Here is a 17,214-nt window from a genome sequence, read left to right as displayed (position 1 = left end):
CGGGGCTGCGGGCGATCGCTTCCCGCCGCCCTGGGATAGAAGGCGGCGCGTCTAGCCCAGCATGGTGTTGACGGCGGTGGTCAGGTCGGGCGAAGTGGAGCTCGAGAGGTGTTGGTAGGTGCCGCTACTCGCCTGCGCGACCGCTTCCCAGGTGGCCCGGTCCGAGCCGGTGCCGAAATCGATCACATTGACCGCGATCGGCCGGGCTGGATCGTATGCGCCGCGGATGAAGTCCTGCAGGCCGGCTCCGTCCAGGCTCTGGTCGGTGTGCGGTCCGGTGGTGATCACCAGTATTGAATTGGTCTGGCCCTCACGGTATTTCGACAGTGCCTCGTTGTAGAGCATGCGAAGGGTGGTGAAGGACACCGCGCCGCCACCGGAAGCGGACTGCTCGTCCAGCGTCGAGGTCAAGGCCTCGGAGCGGCGCTGACCGCTCACCGGCTCGGCCAGCGGCCCCGTCGATACTTCCGACCGGCCCTCGGTGCCGTCGAAGGTCCACAGGCCGACCGCGGCGGTGTCCGGCAGCGCCTTGAGCCGGCCGTTGAGTGCGGCCACCACGTTGGCCAGCCGGGATTTGCCGCCCTCCTCGGTCGGCATCGACTGGTCGAGCATGATCGTGACCGCGGGGCTTCCCGTCGGCGCGGCCGTTGCGTTGGCCAGCGTCACCCGCATGGAGTTGTCACCGATCGACAACGGGGCCGCCAGCTGCCCGAAATCGGTCACGTCGCTGGACGGAGGTGTGGTTCCCTCTGCCCGGAAACCGGCCTTCGCGAGCTCGGCGAGCTGCTCAGGTTTGCGCAGGTAGCGGGCGAACTCGCTGGCCGCGGTTACCTGCTCCTTCTCCAGCCAGTCTCCGGCCAGCAGGACCGTCGGATAGTCGGCCGTGGCCGTCGGGCCGGGCGGTACCCAGCCAGCCAGTGAGGACTTGGCGTCGTCGAGCGCGGTGCCCCGCTGGAAGACCTGCTGTTCGGTGGTGGCCACCGCGTGTACCGGCGCGGTCGCCGGATCGGAGGCGTTGAGCAACGCGTCCAGGGCGGTTCCCAACTCGGCGTCGTCGAGCTTGGGCTGCCCGTGCAGCAGGCTGTTGACACCGCTCATACCCGAGGTCGCCGGTGCGCCCGCGGGAGCGGACGCCGCGGCCACGGCCTCGGCGGCCAGCGAGGCGGCGTCGCCGTTGCTGTGAGTCGGCAGCGCGAGTTTCAGTGTGCCCCAACCCGGTAGCTTGAGTGCGTTCATCGCGGCCGGGCTGCTTTGCAGCTGCGGCAGGGCGGCCCAGGTCTGTTGTGCCAGTCCGTTCTTGAGCTGCGGACGGACCGCGAGCAGAACCGGTGAGGTGACCAGGGAGCGGCTGTCGCTGACGGTCTTGGCGCCGGCGGTCGCCTCCAGTCGCGCCTCGGCGATGCTGCTGGCCGGAATCCACAGTGCAGGACGGTCGCCGAGTTCCTTGGGCCACGCGTTGGCGAAACCGCTGACCACGCGGTCGGATTCGGCGGACTGCACGCGGACCTTGACGCAGCGATCACCGACGGGGCTGACCGACTCGTTGTAGGCGTTGGCGAGCCCTTCGATGTGCGTCGAGATGGTGGGGTCGGCAATGACGGCGACACCGAGTTCGCCGTCCACGCAGCGCGCGGCCGCCGCATCGCTGCGGCCGGCGAGGGCGTCACCGAAGAACTTCCACAGAATCATCGCGCCGACCACGGCCACCACAGTGACGAGGGCGACGATCACGCCGACGCTGACACCGCGCCGCCCGGATTCGACAGCCCGATGGCTGCCGGTCCACTCACCGCCGTCCCAGTCGCCGCCGTGCTGGCGACTCGACGGGGTGGACGGCGGTGGCGGTTCGGAGACGGCACCGAACTGCGCGGTCGGCTGGTCGTCGGCGTAGTCGTCGTCCGCGTACTCGGCGTCGGAAAACTCGGCCGAGTATTGCGGCGCATAGTCGTCGTCGGCATCGGCGTACTTGCCGCGGTATCCGTCGATGTACTCGTCGTCGTAACCGGCGTCCTCGACGTAGTCCGCCTCGTCGTAGTCGGCATACTCCGAATCGCGATAGTCCGATTCGTAGTCGTCGTCACCGTCTACGTACGGCGGCGGCGTGCGGTAATCGGGCTCGGCCCGGTACCCCCGGTCACCGGGCTCGTCGCGGTAGGCGGGTGCATCCCGGTAACCGCGGTCGGCCTGATGCCCGGGCGCCCCGAAATCGTCTCCGGCATGCCGAGACTGCTCGCGGCGGGGCGGCTCATAATCGGGCTCATAGTCATCGGAGAACCCGGGCTCGCCGACGTGCGGCTCGTCGGGTGCATCCTCAGGGTCGGGAATGCTGTGCCTGCCCATTCCTAACCCCTGTACGTCTCGCGCCGACTAGTCATCCGGACCCGCCGAAGTCTAATCACTTCCCGGCGGTGCTCGCTTTGAACTCGCGGCGGCGCCGGTGCAGGATCGGCTCGGTGTAGCCGTTGGGCTGCTGGGCCCCGGACAGGATCAACTCCTGTGCCGCGGCGAACGCGATGCTGGCCTCCGGGTCGGGGGCCATCGCCAGGTAGTCGGCGTCGCCGGCATTCTGCTCGTCGACCACGGCGGCCATCCGGCGCAGGCTGGCCTTGACGTCCTCTTCGGTGATGACGCCGTGACGCAGCCAGTTGGCCAGCAGCTGGCTGGAGATCCGCAGGGTGGCGCGATCCTCCATGAGCGCGACATTGTGGATGTCGGGCACCTTCGAGCAGCCGACACCGGCGTCGATCCAGCGGACCACGTAGCCCAGGATCGACTGGCAGTTGTTGTCCACCTCTTCGTGGATCTCCTCCGGCGACCACGTCAGGGAGGAATCCGCGAGGGGGATCGTCAGCAGTTCTTCGATGGTGCTGCGTGTCTTGCCGGCCAGTTCCTTCTGCACGGCCTCGACGTCCACCTGGTGGTAGTGCATCGCGTGCAGGGTGGCCGCGGTCGGCGATGGCACCCACGCAGTGGTGGCGCCGGCCTTCGGCTGGCCGATCTTCTGCTCGACCATGTCGGCCATCAGGTCGGTCATGGCCCACATGCCCTTGCCGATCTGGGCCTTACCGGCCAGGCCGGTGGCCAGGCCGACGTCGACGTTGTTGTCCTCGTAGGCCTTGATCCACGGCTGGGCCTTCATGGCGCCCTTGCGGATCATCGGCCCGGCCTCCATCGAGGTGTGGATCTCGTCGCCGGTGCGGTCCAGGAAACCGGTGTTGATGAACACCACGCGGTCGGCGGCAGCCTTGATGCAGGCCTTGAGGTTGACCGTGGTGCGGCGTTCCTCGTCCATGATGCCGACCTTGAGGGTGCCGCCCGGCAGGCCGAGGACGTCCTCGACGCGCCCGAACAGCTCGCAGGTGAAGGCGACCTCGTCGGGGCCGTGCATCTTGGGCTTGACGATGTAGACCGACCCGGTGCGGCTGTTCTTCAGCGGACCATTCGCGCCGTCATTGTCGGCGGCATCCTTCAACCCGTGCATGGCGATCAGGCCCGTGAACAGCGCGTCCTGGATGCCTTCGGGGATCTCGTTCCCGTCGGCGTCGACGATGGCGTCGTTGGTCATCAGGTGTCCGACGTTGCGGACGAACAGCAGGCTGCGTCCGGGCAGGGTCAGCTCGCCCTCACCGTCCGGGGTGGTGAAAGTCCGGTCGGGGTTGAGCACACGGGTGAAGGTCTTGCCACCCTTGGCGACTTCCTCCGACAGATCGCCGCGGTTCAGGCCCAGCCAGTTGCGGTAGCCGAGCACCTTGTCGTCGGCGTCGACGGCGGCCACGGAGTCCTCGAAGTCCATGATCGTGGTGATCGCGGATTCCAGGACGACGTCCTTGATGCCTGCGGCGTCGGTGGATCCGACGGGGGAGTCGGGGTCGATGAGGATCTCGATGTGCAGACCGTGGTTGCGCAGCAGCACCGACCACTGGGGCCGGCCCAGCTCACCGGTGTAGCCGACGAATTGTTCGGGCGTGGCCAGGCCGGTACTGAGGTCGTCACCGTAGGTCACCAGCAACTGGCCGGCCCCGTCTTCTTGGACGATCTTGAGTCCCGTGGCGTCGCTCCAGGAGCCGGCCGCCAGCGGCGCGGCCTCGTCCAGGAAGTTGCGCGCGTAGGCGATCACCTTGTCGCCGCGGATCTGGTTGTAGCCGGACCCCTTCTCCGCGCCGTCTTCCTCGCTGATGACGTCGGTGCCATACAGCGCGTCGTACAACGAGCCCCACCGGGCGTTGGCCGCATTGAGGGCGAATCGGGCGTTGAGGATCGGCACGACGAGCTGGGGGCCGGCGGTCGAGGTGATCTCGTCGTCCACGCCGGAGGTGGTGACGGTGAAGTCAGCCGGCTCGGGCAGCAGGTAGCCGATATCGGTGAGGAACTGCTTGTACGCGTCGGGGTCGACCGGCTCCAGCACATGCGCGCGGTGCCATTTGTCGATCTGTGCCTGCAGATCGTCGCGGCGGGCCAGCAGTTCCTGGTTCTTCGGGGTGAGGTCGGCGACGACCTTGTCCACGCCGGACCAGAAGCTGTCCGGGTCGACGCCCGTGCCCGGCAGTGCCTCGTTCGTGATGAAGTCGTGCAGCACCTGCGCGACACGCAGGTTTCCGACAGTCACGCGGTTGGTCATGCGCGTTTCCTCCCTCGGCTCCAGGCACCGTGCGATGCCTGCCGTTTATCCAGCTTACCCATTGGTAACGTCGGCCTTTCAGCCGTCCAGCCTGGTGAGCAACAGCTCACACCGGTTTGCCAGGGTGACCCGCAACGGAGCCGCCCGCTCGGCGATGCGCTGTTGGGCCCTGACGTATTCGGCACGCCCGGCCGGTGTTTCGATGGCGATCGGCTGGAAACCATACTGCGTCAAGTCGTATGGGCTGGCACACATATCGAGCGCCCGCGCGTCGGCCGCGAGTTCGAGTGCGTCCATCACCAACTCCGACGGCACCAGTGGGCCCAATTTGTAGGCCCACTTGTAGGTATCCATGGCGGCGTGGATGCAGCCGGGCTGCTCGGCGTCGGCCTGTTGGTCGCGGCTCAGGTGTCGGTCGTTGCGGCCGACCGCGGCGTCGGTGAAAAAGCGGAACGCGTCGAAGTGGGTGCACCGCAACGGCATTGACTCGACAACCGCATCGGTACCGGCGGCGCCGAGGCGCAGCGGAACCTGGCCGTGCCGTAGCTGGGGGGCCCGGTAGACCATGGCCCATTCATGGAGACCGAAGCAGTTCATCCGGGGTGCGCGCGTCGCGGTCGCGCGCATCAACCGTGCGACGAACCGGACCGTCTCGACACGGGACAGCAGGTAATCGTCCCGGACCGTGACGCCGTCGGGATGCGGGCCGTACCCGGTGCGCTGCAGGTACCCGCGGGCACCCTCGCCGGCGAGCACCACCCCGAAGCCCGGATGCCAACGCCGCAACTGCCGGGGACGCAGGCTGTAATAGGTGAAGAGAAAATCCCACACCGGATGCGGTTCACCGGCGTGTTGCCGCCGCAGGTGCGGTGTGAGGAACTCGTCGGCGCGGCGCTGGTGTGATTCCGCCCGGGCCGCCCAGTCCGGGGCCGCCAACACCTCGTCGGCTTCGGCGACACCCGGCAGGGTCAGGCCGGCCGCGTCAGATCCAGCGCGTCCTTCCATGTCTCCTCCACCAGATGGCCCACCGCCGCGTGCGGCTCGAGCCTACCGGTGGCCTGGCGGGGCTCAGCCGTGTGCGCCGGTGGTGACCACCAACCGGCCCGTGGTCTGCCGGGCCTGCATCCGCTCCAGTTGCGCGGGTAGCTCAGACCAGGCCACCTCGGCGCCGACGACGGTGTGGATCGCGCCCGTCCGCAACATTTCGAGCAGCCTGGCGTGGGCGTCGAGGCCCTCGGAACGGGCGGGCCAGTTGAATCCGAGGGTGCGGCGGACCGCGAGCGGGTCGGTCACGTAGACCAGACATACGCCGCACACGTCGAAGTTGCCGTAGGCGATGGGCCGGGGTGAGAGGTAGTCGCCGTCCTCCAATGCGATGTCCTCGGCGAAACCGGCCATCAGGTGCCGCCCGTGCAGGCCCATGCAGCGGAAGGTGTCGGTGGTGACGCTGCCGCCCACCGCGTCGAATGCGACATCGACCCCGCGACCGTAGGTGAGGTCCATGACCTGCTCGACCCAGTCGCTGTTGCGGTAGTTGATGGCATGGTCGGCACCGAGCCGGCGGCAGAACTCGACCTTTTCGTCGCTTCCCGCGGTGGCGATCACGCGCGCGCCGAGAGCCTTGCCGAGCACCAGGGCGCCCGAGCCGGTTCCGCCGGCCGCCGCATGCACCAGCAGAGTCTCGCCGGCCTTGAGCCGGCCCCGCTCGTGCAGCGCGAACCAGCCCAGGTGGAACGGGTAGTGCAGGGCGGCGCCGTCGGTGTCGCTGATCCAATCGGGCAGATCCAGGGCGGTCGCGGCGTCGACGATGGCGTAGGAGGCGTATCCGCCGAACGCCATCGACGGGATACCCACGATGCGCCGGCCCACCATGTGCTCGGCGCCGAGACCCGCGCTCTCGACCACGCCGACGGCCTCCATGCCGGGGATGAACGGCGGCTGCAGGGGCATGGTGGTGTACCGGCCCTGAATGATGTCGATGTCGTTGAAGTTGAGGCAGAACGCGCGGACCGCGACGCGCACCTCGCCCGGCCCGGGCGCGCGCACCTCGACGGTTTGGCGTTCGAGCACCTTGGCCGGATCGCCGAGGGCGGTCGCCACCCACGCTTCAGCCGAAATCGCCTTGGCCGCAGTATTGTTCACTGATTCTCCATTTCATGGTGGTGAAGGGGGGTCGCCGCGCCGACGGTCACCGGGATGCCGTTGAGTGCGCCGTTGCCGGAGGGTTCGTCGACGAAGGTCGGTGGCGACAGGATGTTGGTGTTCACGCCCGGGGAGGCGTTGGCGACCCGCAGCCGGGTGCCGGCCTTGGCGTGGCCCCAGCCGTGCGGCATCGACACGACGCCCGGTCTGATGTCGTCGGTGACCTCGGCGGGGACGTCGACGCTGCCCGCCGCGGACGTGACGGTCACCAGGTCGCCGCTGAGGACGCCGCGGCGCTCGGCATCGGCGGGGTGGATCAGCAACGTGCAGCGGCTCTTGCCCTTCATGAGCGGCGGCGTGTTGTGTAGCCACGAGTTGTTTGACCGCAGATGCCTGCGGCTGACCAGCACCAGATCGTCGGCAGGGCGGGCGATGCGTGCCGCGAGCCGTGGCAGATCGTCGGTCAGATAGTCCGGCGCGAGGCGGATCTTGGCGTCGGCAGTCCGGAGTACTTCGGCGATCCGCGGCACCATGGGCCCGAAGTTGATGCCGTTCGGCTGCTCCTTGAGCGTCTCCAGGGTCACCCCGTCGGGGTTCTCGCCGTACCGATCGCCGAACGGGCCCGTGCGCAGGGTCAGGTCGAGCATCCGTTCCGGCCCGCCCCGGTCGTATCGCTCGCGCAGGGCAGCGCCGTCGAGCCCCCGCGTGAACGCCATGTAGTCGAAGAATCCGTCGTCGATCGCGGCGACGTCGACGTCCTCGGCCGGGGTGCCGGTGCACAGCCCGGTGAGCCGGATGAGGATTTCCCACTCCTCGGGCCGATCGGGATCCTCGGGAAAGAACACCGGCGGCGAGTAGTTCGCGAAACTGTTGATCGCGAAGCCCAGCAACAGATCGTCGTGGTGTGGCTGCTCCAAAGGTGAGAGGCCGGGCAGGATGACGTCGGCGTGCCGTGTCGTCTCGTTGAGGAAGATGTCCACCGAGATCATCGCTTCGAGGTCTGGCAGCACGTCGTCGAGCTTGTGTCCGCCCGGGGTGGAGAGCACCGGATTGCCCGCGACGGTGATCAGTGCCTTGATCTGGCCCGTCCCGGGGGTCGCGATCTCCTCGGCGAGGCAGGAGACCGGGGCCTGGCCGAGGACTTCCTTCGCTCCACGCACCCTGGTGTGCCAGCGCCCGAACGCGGCCGCGCCGTCCTCAAGCCCGGGCAGGGTCTCGGTGGTCAGGGTCCAGACCGCCGGGCGCGGGAACATCGCGCCGCCGGGCGTGTCGAAGTGTCCGGTGAGGATGTTCACCACGTCCACCAGCCAGCTGGCGAGGCTGCCGAATTCCTGATTGCACAACCCGATTCGGCCGTAGACCACGGCCCGTGGCGCGGCGGCGAGTTCGCGCGCCAGTTCCCGGATGCGGCCCGCGTCGATTCCGCACGCGCCGGCAACGCGCTCGGGAGACCAGTCCCGGGCGAGGACGCGCAGCCGATCCATCCCGTCGAGGTGGGGTGCGAGGTGGCCGGTGCGGACCAGATCCTCGTCGAGCAGCACGTGTGTCACCGCCATGAGCAGCGCAGCGTCGGTTCCCGGCGTGATCGGCAGCCATTCGTCGGCCCGGGCGGCGGTCGCGGTCCGGACCGGGTCGACCACGATCACCTTGCCGCGCTTGCTGATCTCGTCGATCAGGCCGATGACATTGGGAGCCGACATCATCGACCCCTGGGAGGCAGCGGGGTTGGCGCCCATGATGACGAACATGTCGGTGCGCTCGAGATCGGGGATCGGGAAGCTCCACCAGCTGCCGTACATCAGGTGTGACGACAGGTTCTTCGGCCACTGATCGATGGTTCCCGGCGAATAGGTGGACGGTATCCCCGACATCCCCATCAGCACCCCGGCATAGCGACTCAGCGAAAATGTATGTCCCAGTGGGTTTCCCGTGTAGGCGGTGACGGCACCGATGCCGTACTCATCGATGACGGGGGCCAGTAGCTCGGTGCAACGGCGAAACGCTTCGTCCCAGCTCACCTCGCGCCAGGTTCCGTCGGTCTTGATCATCGGGCGCCGGATCCGATCCGGGTCCTCGTGCAGGGCGCCCAGGGACGCGCCCTTGGGGCAGATGTGACCGCGGCTCCACGCATCCTCCGGGTTACCCGCGATGCGGGTGACGCGGCCGCCGTTGACGTGAATCTCCAAGCCGCACATGGCTTCACACAACGGGCAGCTGTGCAGATGGCGGCCGTCGAGTCCGCGCGCCGCGAGCGGAAGCTGTGATCCCAAGGCGTTCGCACCTCTCATGAGATTTTGTCGTTACATGATGTAACAACAAATGTGGCACCATGGCAATAGCCGGGCGGTGCAGCGTGAACTCCCTGCTGCCGGGGTGTGCCAAACTCGGCTGACCCGCCCGGCGATGTGAGGAGACAACGTGGAGTCGCGTTCGGCCGGCACCCGTCATCGGCGTCAGGGCTCACGTCCGGACCCGTCGATCGACGAGGCGGTGCTGTCCACCACCCGCCGGCTGTTGGTGCAGCGCGGGTATGCGGCGACGTCCATCGACCTGATCGCCAGCACGGCCGGGGTCAGCCGGCCAACCATCTACCGCAGGTGGAAGTCCAAGGCGCAGTTGGTCCATGAAGCGGTCTTCCCGGACCTGGACCCTGCCGCACCGAGCGACGACATCGTCGCCGAGATCACCCGGCTGTGCCGTGGCGCATTTCTGATGTTCTGCGATGCGGCTGTGCGCGAATCGATTCCGGGATTGCTGACCGACCTGCGCGCCGACCCTGACGTCCGCAGGCTGATGACCGAACGGCTCGACGCCGCAGCGCGCACCCAGCTCGCGTCACTCGTGGGGGAGGCCGCCTCGCAGGGAAGGGTGCGCGCGCAGGTCGACGTCGACACCATCATGGACGCGATCGGCGGGGCCGCCATGTACGCGGTGTGCGTGCGCGGTATCGACGAGCAGGACGTCGACCGCGCAGCCGCCGACCTGGCGGGCCTGATCTTGCGCGGAGTGCTCGAGCGATAGCCCGTACGGCTCAGATGCGGTGCGTGTCGTCGCGCACCGTTCCGACCAGATCTTCGACCAGGTCCTCCAACGCGACCATCGCGGTGACCGTGTCGTGCGTATCGTCACCGTGCTCGTCGGCCGAGCGCTCACGCCGGTCATGCTCTTCGCGCGAGCGCTCACGCCGGTCATGCTCTTCGCGCGAGCGCTCATCGGCGACCACCAGGGCGAGGTGACTGTTACTCCGCCGCATCAGTGACAGCGCATCCGGCAACGGCGTCGACGCAGAGACGCGAGGCAGCGGACGCACCATCGTCGCGGCGAGCACCGCGTCGGGATCGTTGATGTGCGGCAGCACATCCTTGATGTGCAGATACCCGACCACGGCTCCCGACGTGTCGGTCACGGGGAAGCGCGAATAGCCGGTCTCGGTGAGGGCCCGCTCGACGGCCCCGACGGTCGGACCACTGCCTTCGGCGGCGACCGGGATGGCGTGAATCTCGCTCAACGGCATCGCCACATCGCTGACCGTGCGGCTGCGGGTCTGCAGGGCCCGGGTGAGCCGCCCGTGCTCCTCCGTGTCGAGCAGCCCTTCTGACACCGACTCCGCGATCATCTCCGACAACTCGACGGTGGACACGGCGGATTGCAGCTCGTCCTTCGGTTCGACACGGAACGCTCGCAGGGTCGCATTGGCACACCAGTTGTAAAACGCGATGAACGGCCGCGCCGCCCGGATGTACAGCAGGTACGGCGGGACCAGCAGCATCGCGGCCGTCTCGGGGCCCGCGATGGCGATGTTCTTCGGCACCATCTCGCCGAGCAGTACGTGCAGGATCACCACGATGGCCAGCGCGACGAAGAACGAGACCGTGTGCAGCACGGTGTCGGAAACGCCGACCAATGCGAACGGCTTCTCCAACAGATGCGCGACGGCGGGCTCGCCGACCCGACCCAGCAGGATCGAGCAGATCGTGATGCCCAGCTGGGAACCGGCCAGCATCAGCGACAGATGCTCACCGGCCCGGATGACGGTGACGGCGCTGCGTTTGCCCTGTTCGGCCAAGGCCTGCAGCCGGTCCCGGCGAGCCGAGATCAGCGAGAACTCTGCGGCCACGAAGAATGCGTTGGCCGCGAGCAGCAGCACGGTCAACAGCACACCGAGAATGTCACCCATGGTTGCTCTCCCGGTGGCCGAGGCTGGTCAGCTTGAGCAGGTCGATCCGCCGGCCGTCCATGCGCACCACGGTGGCCAGCCAGCGCACCGGCTTGTCGGGGTCTCCGTCGGGATCGAAAGCGGCCAGCTCCACGGATTCGCCGTTCTCCGGTATGTGGCCGAGCTCCTGCATGACGAGTCCACCGATGGTCTCGTATTCGCCTTCGGCGGCGCGGAAACCGGTGCCCGCTGCCACCTCGTCGATGCGCAGCAGCCCGGACACCTGCCAGCCGGCCCCGGCCGGCACCACGTCGGGGGTGGCGTCGTCGTGCTCGTCGCGCACGTCGCCGACGATCTCCTCGATCAGATCCTCCACTGTCACCATGCCTGCGGTGCCGCCGTATTCGTCCACGACGAGCGCCGTCTGCAACCCGTTGGCGCGGATCTGGGTCATCACGGCGTCGCCGTCGAGGGTGGAGGGCACGGTCGCGACCGGCAGCGCGAGCGCGGCCAGCCGGGTCCGGCCCCGGTCCTCGCGCGGAATCGAGAACACCTGCTTGATGTGCACGACGCCGATGGTCTCGTCGAGGTCGCCCTCGACGATCGGGAAGCGGGAGTAGCCGGTGCGGATCGCGGCAGACATCAGGTCGGCGACCGAATCGCCTGCGTCGAGCACCTCGATCTTGGAGCGCGGGGTCATCAGCTCTTCGGCGGTGCGCTCACCGAACTGCAGCGAGCGGTGCACCAACAACGCGGTCGACGCGTCGAGCGATCCGCTGCGGGCGGAGTTGCGCACCAGCGATGCGAGCTCCTGCGCCGAGCGTGCCGACCGCAGTTCCTCGGCCGGCTCGATGCCCAGCCGGCGCAGGATCCAGTTGGCGGTGCCGTTGGTCAGCCGGATGACCGGGGTGAACAGCATCGAGAACAGCAACTGGAAGGGTGCGGCAGCGCGGGCCGTCGGTACCGGACGGGCCACCGCCAGGTTCTTGGGGACGAGCTCGCCGAACACCATCGACAGCGACGTCGCGATGAGCACCGCGAGGAACAGGGACAAACCACCGGCGAACTTGGCGGGGATACCGAGAGCGTCCAGGCCGGGCCGGATCAGTTCGCCGACGACGGGCTCGGCGAGGTAACCGGTGGCCAGTGTGGTGATCGAGATGCCGACCTGGGCCCCGGACAACTGAAAGGACAGGGTGCGGTGTGCGCGACGGACCAGTTGGTCGCGGCGGTCGCCGGTGCGGGCGTTGGCCTCGACGGTGCTGCGCTCAAGCGCGGTCAGGGAGAACTCGGCGGCCACGAACACCGCGGTGCCGAAGGTGAGCAGGACGATCGCCAGGATCGACAGCAGGGAGAAAACCACACCCGTCGAGCTGCCCATCAGAGCCTCACCAGGGTTGCGCCGGGCCCGGAGCCCGGCCGACTAGGAGAGGGGTCGTCAGCTTCGGCGCTCAGCTGTGACTGTTGTTCCACCCCGAAGGCCGGTTCAGAACCGGAGGCCTCGGTGGGTGCCTGCGGCACGTGAACCCTTTCGTTCGATCTGACACAGTGCGGGCGACCGGGTGACGTGCGACCGTCCACTCGGTATACGCAGAGCCCCAATACTATCGCGATCGTGGTGGGGAATCGGCGGCAGACGCGAGCGCCGAAACGTCACCAGCCGGTCGGAAGCGGATGGCCCTCGGCGAAGCCGGCCGCCGACTGCACGCCCAGCACCACGTTCTCGTGCAGCTCGGCGAGATTGGTGGCGCCGACGTACGTGCAGGTGCTGCGCACCCCGGAGGTGATGTGGTCGAGCAGGTCCTCGACACCGCCACGGCCCGGGTCGAGGCTCATCCGCGATGACGAGATGCCCTCCTCGAACAGCGCCTTGCGGGCCCGGTCGAACTGGCTGTCCCCGGCGGTGCGGGCGGCCACCGCACGCTTGGAGGCCATGCCGTAGCTCTCCTTGTAGGGGCGTTCCTCCCGGTCGTGCAGCAGGTCCCCCGGCGACTCGTAGGTACCGGCGAACCATGACCCGATCATCACGTTCGACGCCCCGGCGGCGAGCGCCAGCGCCACGTCACGAGGGTGCCGCACGCCGCCGTCCGCCCACACATGGGCACCGAGTTCCTTTGCCGCAGCAGCACATTCGACGACCGCGGAGAATTGCGGCCGGCCCACGCCCGTCATCATCCGGGTGGTGCACATCGCGCCGGGGCCCACGCCGACCTTGACGATCGACGCGCCGGCTTCGATGAGGTCGCGGGTGCCTTCGGCAGAGACCACGTTGCCCGCTGCCAGCGGCAGCCCGAGATCGAGTGCGGCCACCGCCTTGATGGCGTCGAGCATCTTGACCTGATGACCGTGGGCGGTGTCGATGACCAGGAGGTCCACCCCGGCCTCGGCGAGCGCCCGGGCCTTCGCGGCGACGTCGCCGTTGATGCCGACGGCGGCGGCGATGCGCAGCCGTCCGGCGGCGTCGACCGCCGGGGTGTAGATACCGGCCCGCACCGCGGCGGTGCGCGTCAGCACACCGGCCAGGGATCCGTCGGCCGCGGTGAGCACCGCGAGATCGATCGGTGCGTGCTCGAGGAGGTCGAACACCTTCCTGGGGTCGGTGCCCACCGGCGCGGTGACGAAGTCTGACACCGCGACGTCACGGATGCGGGCGAATCGGTCCACCCCGACGCAGCCGGCCTCGGTGACCAGTCCGATCGGGCGTCCCGCCCCACCTGATGTGCTCCGCTCGTCCGCGGCCACCACCACGGCCGCGCCGTGGGCACGCTTGTGCAGCAACGCCGCCGCGTCGGACACCGAGTCGTCGGGGCTCAGCGTCACGGGGGTGTCCACCACCAGATCGCGGCTCTTGACGAACTGCACGGTGTCGGCCACCACCCCGTTCGGCAGGTCCTGCGGCAACACCACGATGCCGCCGCGCCGGGCGATGGTCTCGGCCATGCGCCGACCTGCCACGGCCGTCATGTTCGCCACCACCACCGGGATGGTGGTGCCGGATCCGTCGGAGGTGGACAGATCGACGTCGAACCGCGACGCGACCTCGGACCGTCCCGGGACGACGAAGACGTCGTTGTAGGTCAGGTCATACGGCGGCGTGTGTCCGTTCAGAAATCGCACGCCACCGAGTCTAGTGGCGCGGTTCCTCTGCCGAGCAGACAGAAAACTGCCTCATCTCGGGACGAGATGGGCAGTTTTCTGTCTGCTCGCGGTCGAGAATCAGGCGGGAACTTCGCTGTGGTCGCCGCTCCAGAGGGTGTGGAACTTCTGCTCGGGCTCGGCGTCGGTGCGCCCGTAGGTGTGTGCGCCGAAGAAGTCGCGCAGGCCCTGTGTCAGCGCGGCGGGCAGCCGGTCGGTGCGCAACGCGTCGTAGTACGACAGCGCCGACGCGAAGCCCGGGACCGGGACGCCCAGTTCGGTGGCCGTCACGACGACCCGGCGCCAGCTGTCGATCCCGGCCTCGACCGCACTGCGGAAGTACGGCGCGGCGATCAGGGTGGCCAACTGTGGGTCCTGGTCGTAGGCCTCTTTGATCCGATTGAGGAACTTGGCCCGGATGATGCAGCCGCCGCGCCAGATCGTCGCCATGTCGCCGAGAGTGATATCCCAGCCGTATTCGGCGCTGCCGGCCTGGATCTGGTTGAACCCCTGGGCGTACGCGATGATCTTGGAGGCGTACAGCGCCTTGCTGACGTCGTCGATGAACTGCTTGGCGTCGGTGGGCTTGGCGCCCAGCTCGCCGGACGCCAGGCCCGTGGTGGCCTTGCGCTGGGCCACCGACCCGGACAGCGCGCGGGCGAACACCGCCTCGGCGATGCCGGTGACGGGAACCCCGAGGTCCAGGGCGGACTTCACGGTCCAGCGCCCGGTGCCCTTCTGCTCGGCCTCGTCGACGATCACGTCGACCAGTGGTTTGCCGGTCTTGGCGTCGACTTGGCGCAGCACCTCGGCGGTGATCTCGACCAGGTAGCTGTCCAGCTCACCCTTGTTCCACTCGGCGAAGACGTCGGCGATCTCGGGTGCGGACTTGCCCAGCCCGTCGCGCAGCAACTGGTAGGCCTCGCCGATGAGCTGCATGTCGGAATATTCGATGCCGTTGTGCACCATCTTCACGAAGTGGCCGGCACCGTCCGGGCCGATGTGGGTGCAGCAGGGCACGCCGTCGACGTGGGCGGAGATCTCCTCCAGCAGCGGGCCGAGGCTCTTGTAGGACTCGGCGGGGCCGCCGGGCATGATCGACGGGCCGTTGAGCGCGCCTTCCTCGCCACCGGAGATGCCCGCGCCGACGAAGTGCAGGCCGCGCTCGCGGATCGCCTTCTCGCGGCGGATGGTGTCGGTATAGAGGGCATTGCCGCCGTCGATGATGATGTCGCCGGGCTCCATGGCGTCGGCCAACTCGTTGATCACGGCATCGGTCGGGTGGCCGGCCTTGACCATGATGATCACCCGACGTGGTTTCTCCAGGGCGTCAAGGAATTCCGCGATCGTCTCGCTACGCACGAACTTGCCCTCGGAACCGTGCTCGGCCAGCAGCGCATCGGTTTTGGCGATCGACCGGTTGTGCAGCGCAACGGTATAGCCGTGGTGGGCGAAGTTACGAGCGAGGTTGGAGCCCATCACGGCCAGGCCGGTGACCCCGATCTGCGCCGTACCGGAAGTGCTGGTCTTGCTCATGCAGCAGCCTTTCGTTGTTTTGTTGTACCAGAACGCCTGTCGGACAGGGGTTTATCCCAGCCCGGCGAACAGGCGGTGAAGCTCGGTGAGCCAGGGGACTGCGACGGCGACGGTGGGTACCACCAGAACGGCGGCCGCGGTCAGATAGGCGGTGACCGCCATGGCCAGGCTGTTGGGCTTGCCGCCGAGGCGTCGCACCCGGATCACGGTGGTCGGTCCGCCGGCGGCCAGTGCGCCTGACGGGGTGCGGCCGCTCGCGCAGGCCACCAGGGCGCGGGCCAGGGGAGTGGGCCCCGCGGTGCGTACCGCGGCGTCGTCGGCCAGGAGCTCGATCAGCAGCCGGACTGCGTCCAGGGCGTTGCCGCTGCGCACGAACCGTGGGAATGCGGCATGGACGGCGGTGAACATCTCGAGCACCAGATCGTGACGGGCGCGCAGATGGGCCCGTTCATGGGTGAGGATCGCGGCGACCTCGTTGTCGGACAACGTCGTCAGGGTTCCTTCACTGACCACGACGCGACTGCGGACCCCGGGAAGGCAGTACGCGAGGGGCTGGGCGACGTCGAGGATGCGCAGTCCGTCGCCGGCGAGCGGGCGGTGCGCCGTACAGAGATGGGCGGGCACCGCGTCGCGCGACTTGCTGAGCAGGTCGACCATCATGCGGTGATGTGCGCGGCGGCGCCGGGTGGCGACCGCCACCTGGATCACGGCGACGCAGAGCCTGCCGCCGATGAACAGGGTCAAGGTGAACACCACGACGTAGAGCAGCCACAACGGCCAGCCCAGAGCCTTGATCTCGCTGGTGATGGTTGCCGTCGGCCGGCCATCGGGCCCGGGTACGAACAGGCGGCTGGCGATCGCGATACCAGCGGAGAAGGCCGACAGGACCGCGGCCAGTGCGATCGATTGCCACAGCACGATCGCCGCGCGCGGCGCGCGCAACGGCCAAGCCGCGCGGGCCAGCACTGCCGGCACCGGTCCGACGAGGGCCAGTGCGACGAGGGTGAAGGCCAGCGCGGACACGCTGTAAGTCTCTCTCAGCCGGTGCCCGAATTACCAGCCGGTGGGGGCAGCTGGTGCTTGCTCTCCAGTTCGGCCAGCGCCCGACGCAATGCCCGGGCTTCGTCGACACCGACCCTCTCGACGAAATGAACCAGCGCGGCCTCGCGGCTGCCGGAGTCCGCGGCCTGGTCGAGGGCGTCGACCATCAGGCCCGCGACCAGCTCGTCACGCCCGTGGGTGGGCGCATAGCGGTGCGCGCGGTCATCCCGGTGCTGTACGACGAGGTTCTTCTTCGCCAGCCGTTGCAGCACAGTCATGATCGTGGTGTAGGCCAAGTCGCGGCGGGCGGCCAGCGCCTCATGGACTTGGCGCACTGTTTGGGGTTCGGGTGCGGACCACAGGTGATCCATCACCTCGCGCTCAAGGTCCCCGAGACGCGTCAATTTGGCCATGTTCCGTTCACTCTCCTGAGCAGTAAAGCCAGCGTACTACGGGTTTACTACCGCGCGTCGTATGCGTTTGGCGAAGGCGCTCGAACTGCCCTGTGCAGCGGTCTAGGTCAAGGTCAGCGCCATATGAGGGGTGGGTTGTGAATCGAGTCACAGGGGGTGGCTCTCATCGTGCA

Annotated in this window: 12 protein-coding genes; 1 reads left to right on the top strand and 11 read right to left on the bottom strand. The window is 68.2% G+C overall.

Features of this window, described 5'->3' with window-relative positions:
• Positions 1 to 51: 51 nt before the first annotated feature.
• The 5 genes from QQ25_RS17920 to QQ25_RS17900 all read right to left on the bottom strand — a co-directional run bounded on the left by QQ25_RS17920 (position 52) and on the right by QQ25_RS17900 (position 9,048).
• Entirely contained in the window at positions 52 to 2,340 is a 2,289-nt protein-coding gene (locus QQ25_RS17920) for a substrate-binding domain-containing protein (RefSeq protein ID WP_039380216.1), read from the bottom strand.
• A gap of 55 nt (positions 2,341 to 2,395) precedes the next feature.
• On the bottom strand, positions 2,396 to 4,618 hold the full coding sequence (locus QQ25_RS17915; protein ID WP_039320952.1) for a malate synthase G: 2,223 nt from the start codon (positions 4,616 to 4,618) through the stop codon (positions 2,396 to 2,398).
• Positions 4,619 to 4,696: 78 nt separating this feature from the next.
• The gene (locus tag QQ25_RS17910; RefSeq protein ID WP_101906133.1) at positions 4,697 to 5,623 is read right to left on the bottom strand and encodes a 3-methyladenine DNA glycosylase; all 927 of its coding nucleotides are present in this window, start codon (positions 5,621 to 5,623) and stop codon (positions 4,697 to 4,699) included.
• 63 nt (positions 5,624 to 5,686) lie between these two features.
• Positions 5,687 to 6,760 (bottom strand): zinc-binding dehydrogenase, encoded by a 1,074-nt coding sequence (locus tag QQ25_RS17905; RefSeq protein WP_052235898.1) that lies wholly within the window; start codon positions 6,758 to 6,760, stop codon positions 5,687 to 5,689.
• Positions 6,757 to 9,048, bottom strand: coding sequence for a molybdopterin-dependent oxidoreductase (locus QQ25_RS17900; RefSeq protein ID WP_082017588.1), 2,292 nt, complete (start codon positions 9,046 to 9,048; stop codon positions 6,757 to 6,759). Before QQ25_RS17900 ends, QQ25_RS17905 begins: the two co-directional genes overlap by 4 nt.
• 130 nt (positions 9,049 to 9,178) lie before the next feature.
• On the opposite strand from QQ25_RS17900, the gene QQ25_RS17895 reads away from it, so the two are divergent.
• Positions 9,179 to 9,781 carry a TetR/AcrR family transcriptional regulator gene (locus QQ25_RS17895; RefSeq protein WP_039380214.1) on the top strand — a complete coding sequence of 201 codons (603 nt, stop codon included), beginning with the start codon at positions 9,179 to 9,181 and terminating at the stop codon, positions 9,779 to 9,781.
• Positions 9,782 to 9,791: 10 nt separating this feature from the next.
• On the opposite strand, the gene QQ25_RS17890 is transcribed toward QQ25_RS17895, so the two are convergent.
• From QQ25_RS17890 to QQ25_RS17865, 6 genes are all read right to left on the bottom strand, one after another.
• Positions 9,792 to 10,937, bottom strand: coding sequence for a hemolysin family protein (locus QQ25_RS17890; RefSeq protein ID WP_039380212.1), 1,146 nt, complete (start codon positions 10,935 to 10,937; stop codon positions 9,792 to 9,794).
• Positions 10,930 to 12,297 carry a hemolysin family protein gene (locus QQ25_RS17885; RefSeq protein WP_039380211.1) on the bottom strand — a complete coding sequence of 456 codons (1,368 nt, stop codon included), beginning with the start codon at positions 12,295 to 12,297 and terminating at the stop codon, positions 10,930 to 10,932. The genes QQ25_RS17890 and QQ25_RS17885 overlap by 8 nt, the downstream gene beginning before the upstream one ends.
• A 272-nt stretch (positions 12,298 to 12,569) precedes the next feature.
• Entirely contained in the window at positions 12,570 to 14,033 is a 1,464-nt protein-coding gene (locus QQ25_RS17880; RefSeq protein ID WP_039320943.1) for a GuaB1 family IMP dehydrogenase-related protein, read from the bottom strand.
• A 99-nt stretch (positions 14,034 to 14,132) separates the two neighbouring features.
• The gene (gene gndA, locus QQ25_RS17875) at positions 14,133 to 15,587 is read right to left on the bottom strand and encodes an NADP-dependent phosphogluconate dehydrogenase (protein ID WP_039380209.1); all 1,455 of its coding nucleotides are present in this window, start codon (positions 15,585 to 15,587) and stop codon (positions 14,133 to 14,135) included.
• Positions 15,588 to 15,638: 51 nt separating this feature from the next.
• On the bottom strand, positions 15,639 to 16,610 hold the full coding sequence (locus QQ25_RS17870; protein WP_039320939.1) for a M56 family metallopeptidase: 972 nt from the start codon (positions 16,608 to 16,610) through the stop codon (positions 15,639 to 15,641).
• A gap of 14 nt (positions 16,611 to 16,624) precedes the next feature.
• Complete coding sequence (locus tag QQ25_RS17865) at positions 16,625 to 17,041, bottom strand: BlaI/MecI/CopY family transcriptional regulator (protein WP_039320937.1); 417 nt, start codon at positions 17,039 to 17,041, stop codon at positions 16,625 to 16,627.
• Positions 17,042 to 17,214 lie beyond the last annotated feature (173 nt).

The organism is Mycolicibacterium setense (assembly GCF_000805385.1).
In the GTDB taxonomy this organism is placed as follows: domain Bacteria; phylum Actinomycetota; class Actinomycetes; order Mycobacteriales; family Mycobacteriaceae; genus Mycobacterium; species Mycobacterium setense.
Note: the sequence above shows the minus strand (reverse complement) of the source record. Positions and strands in the feature narration are given on the sequence as shown.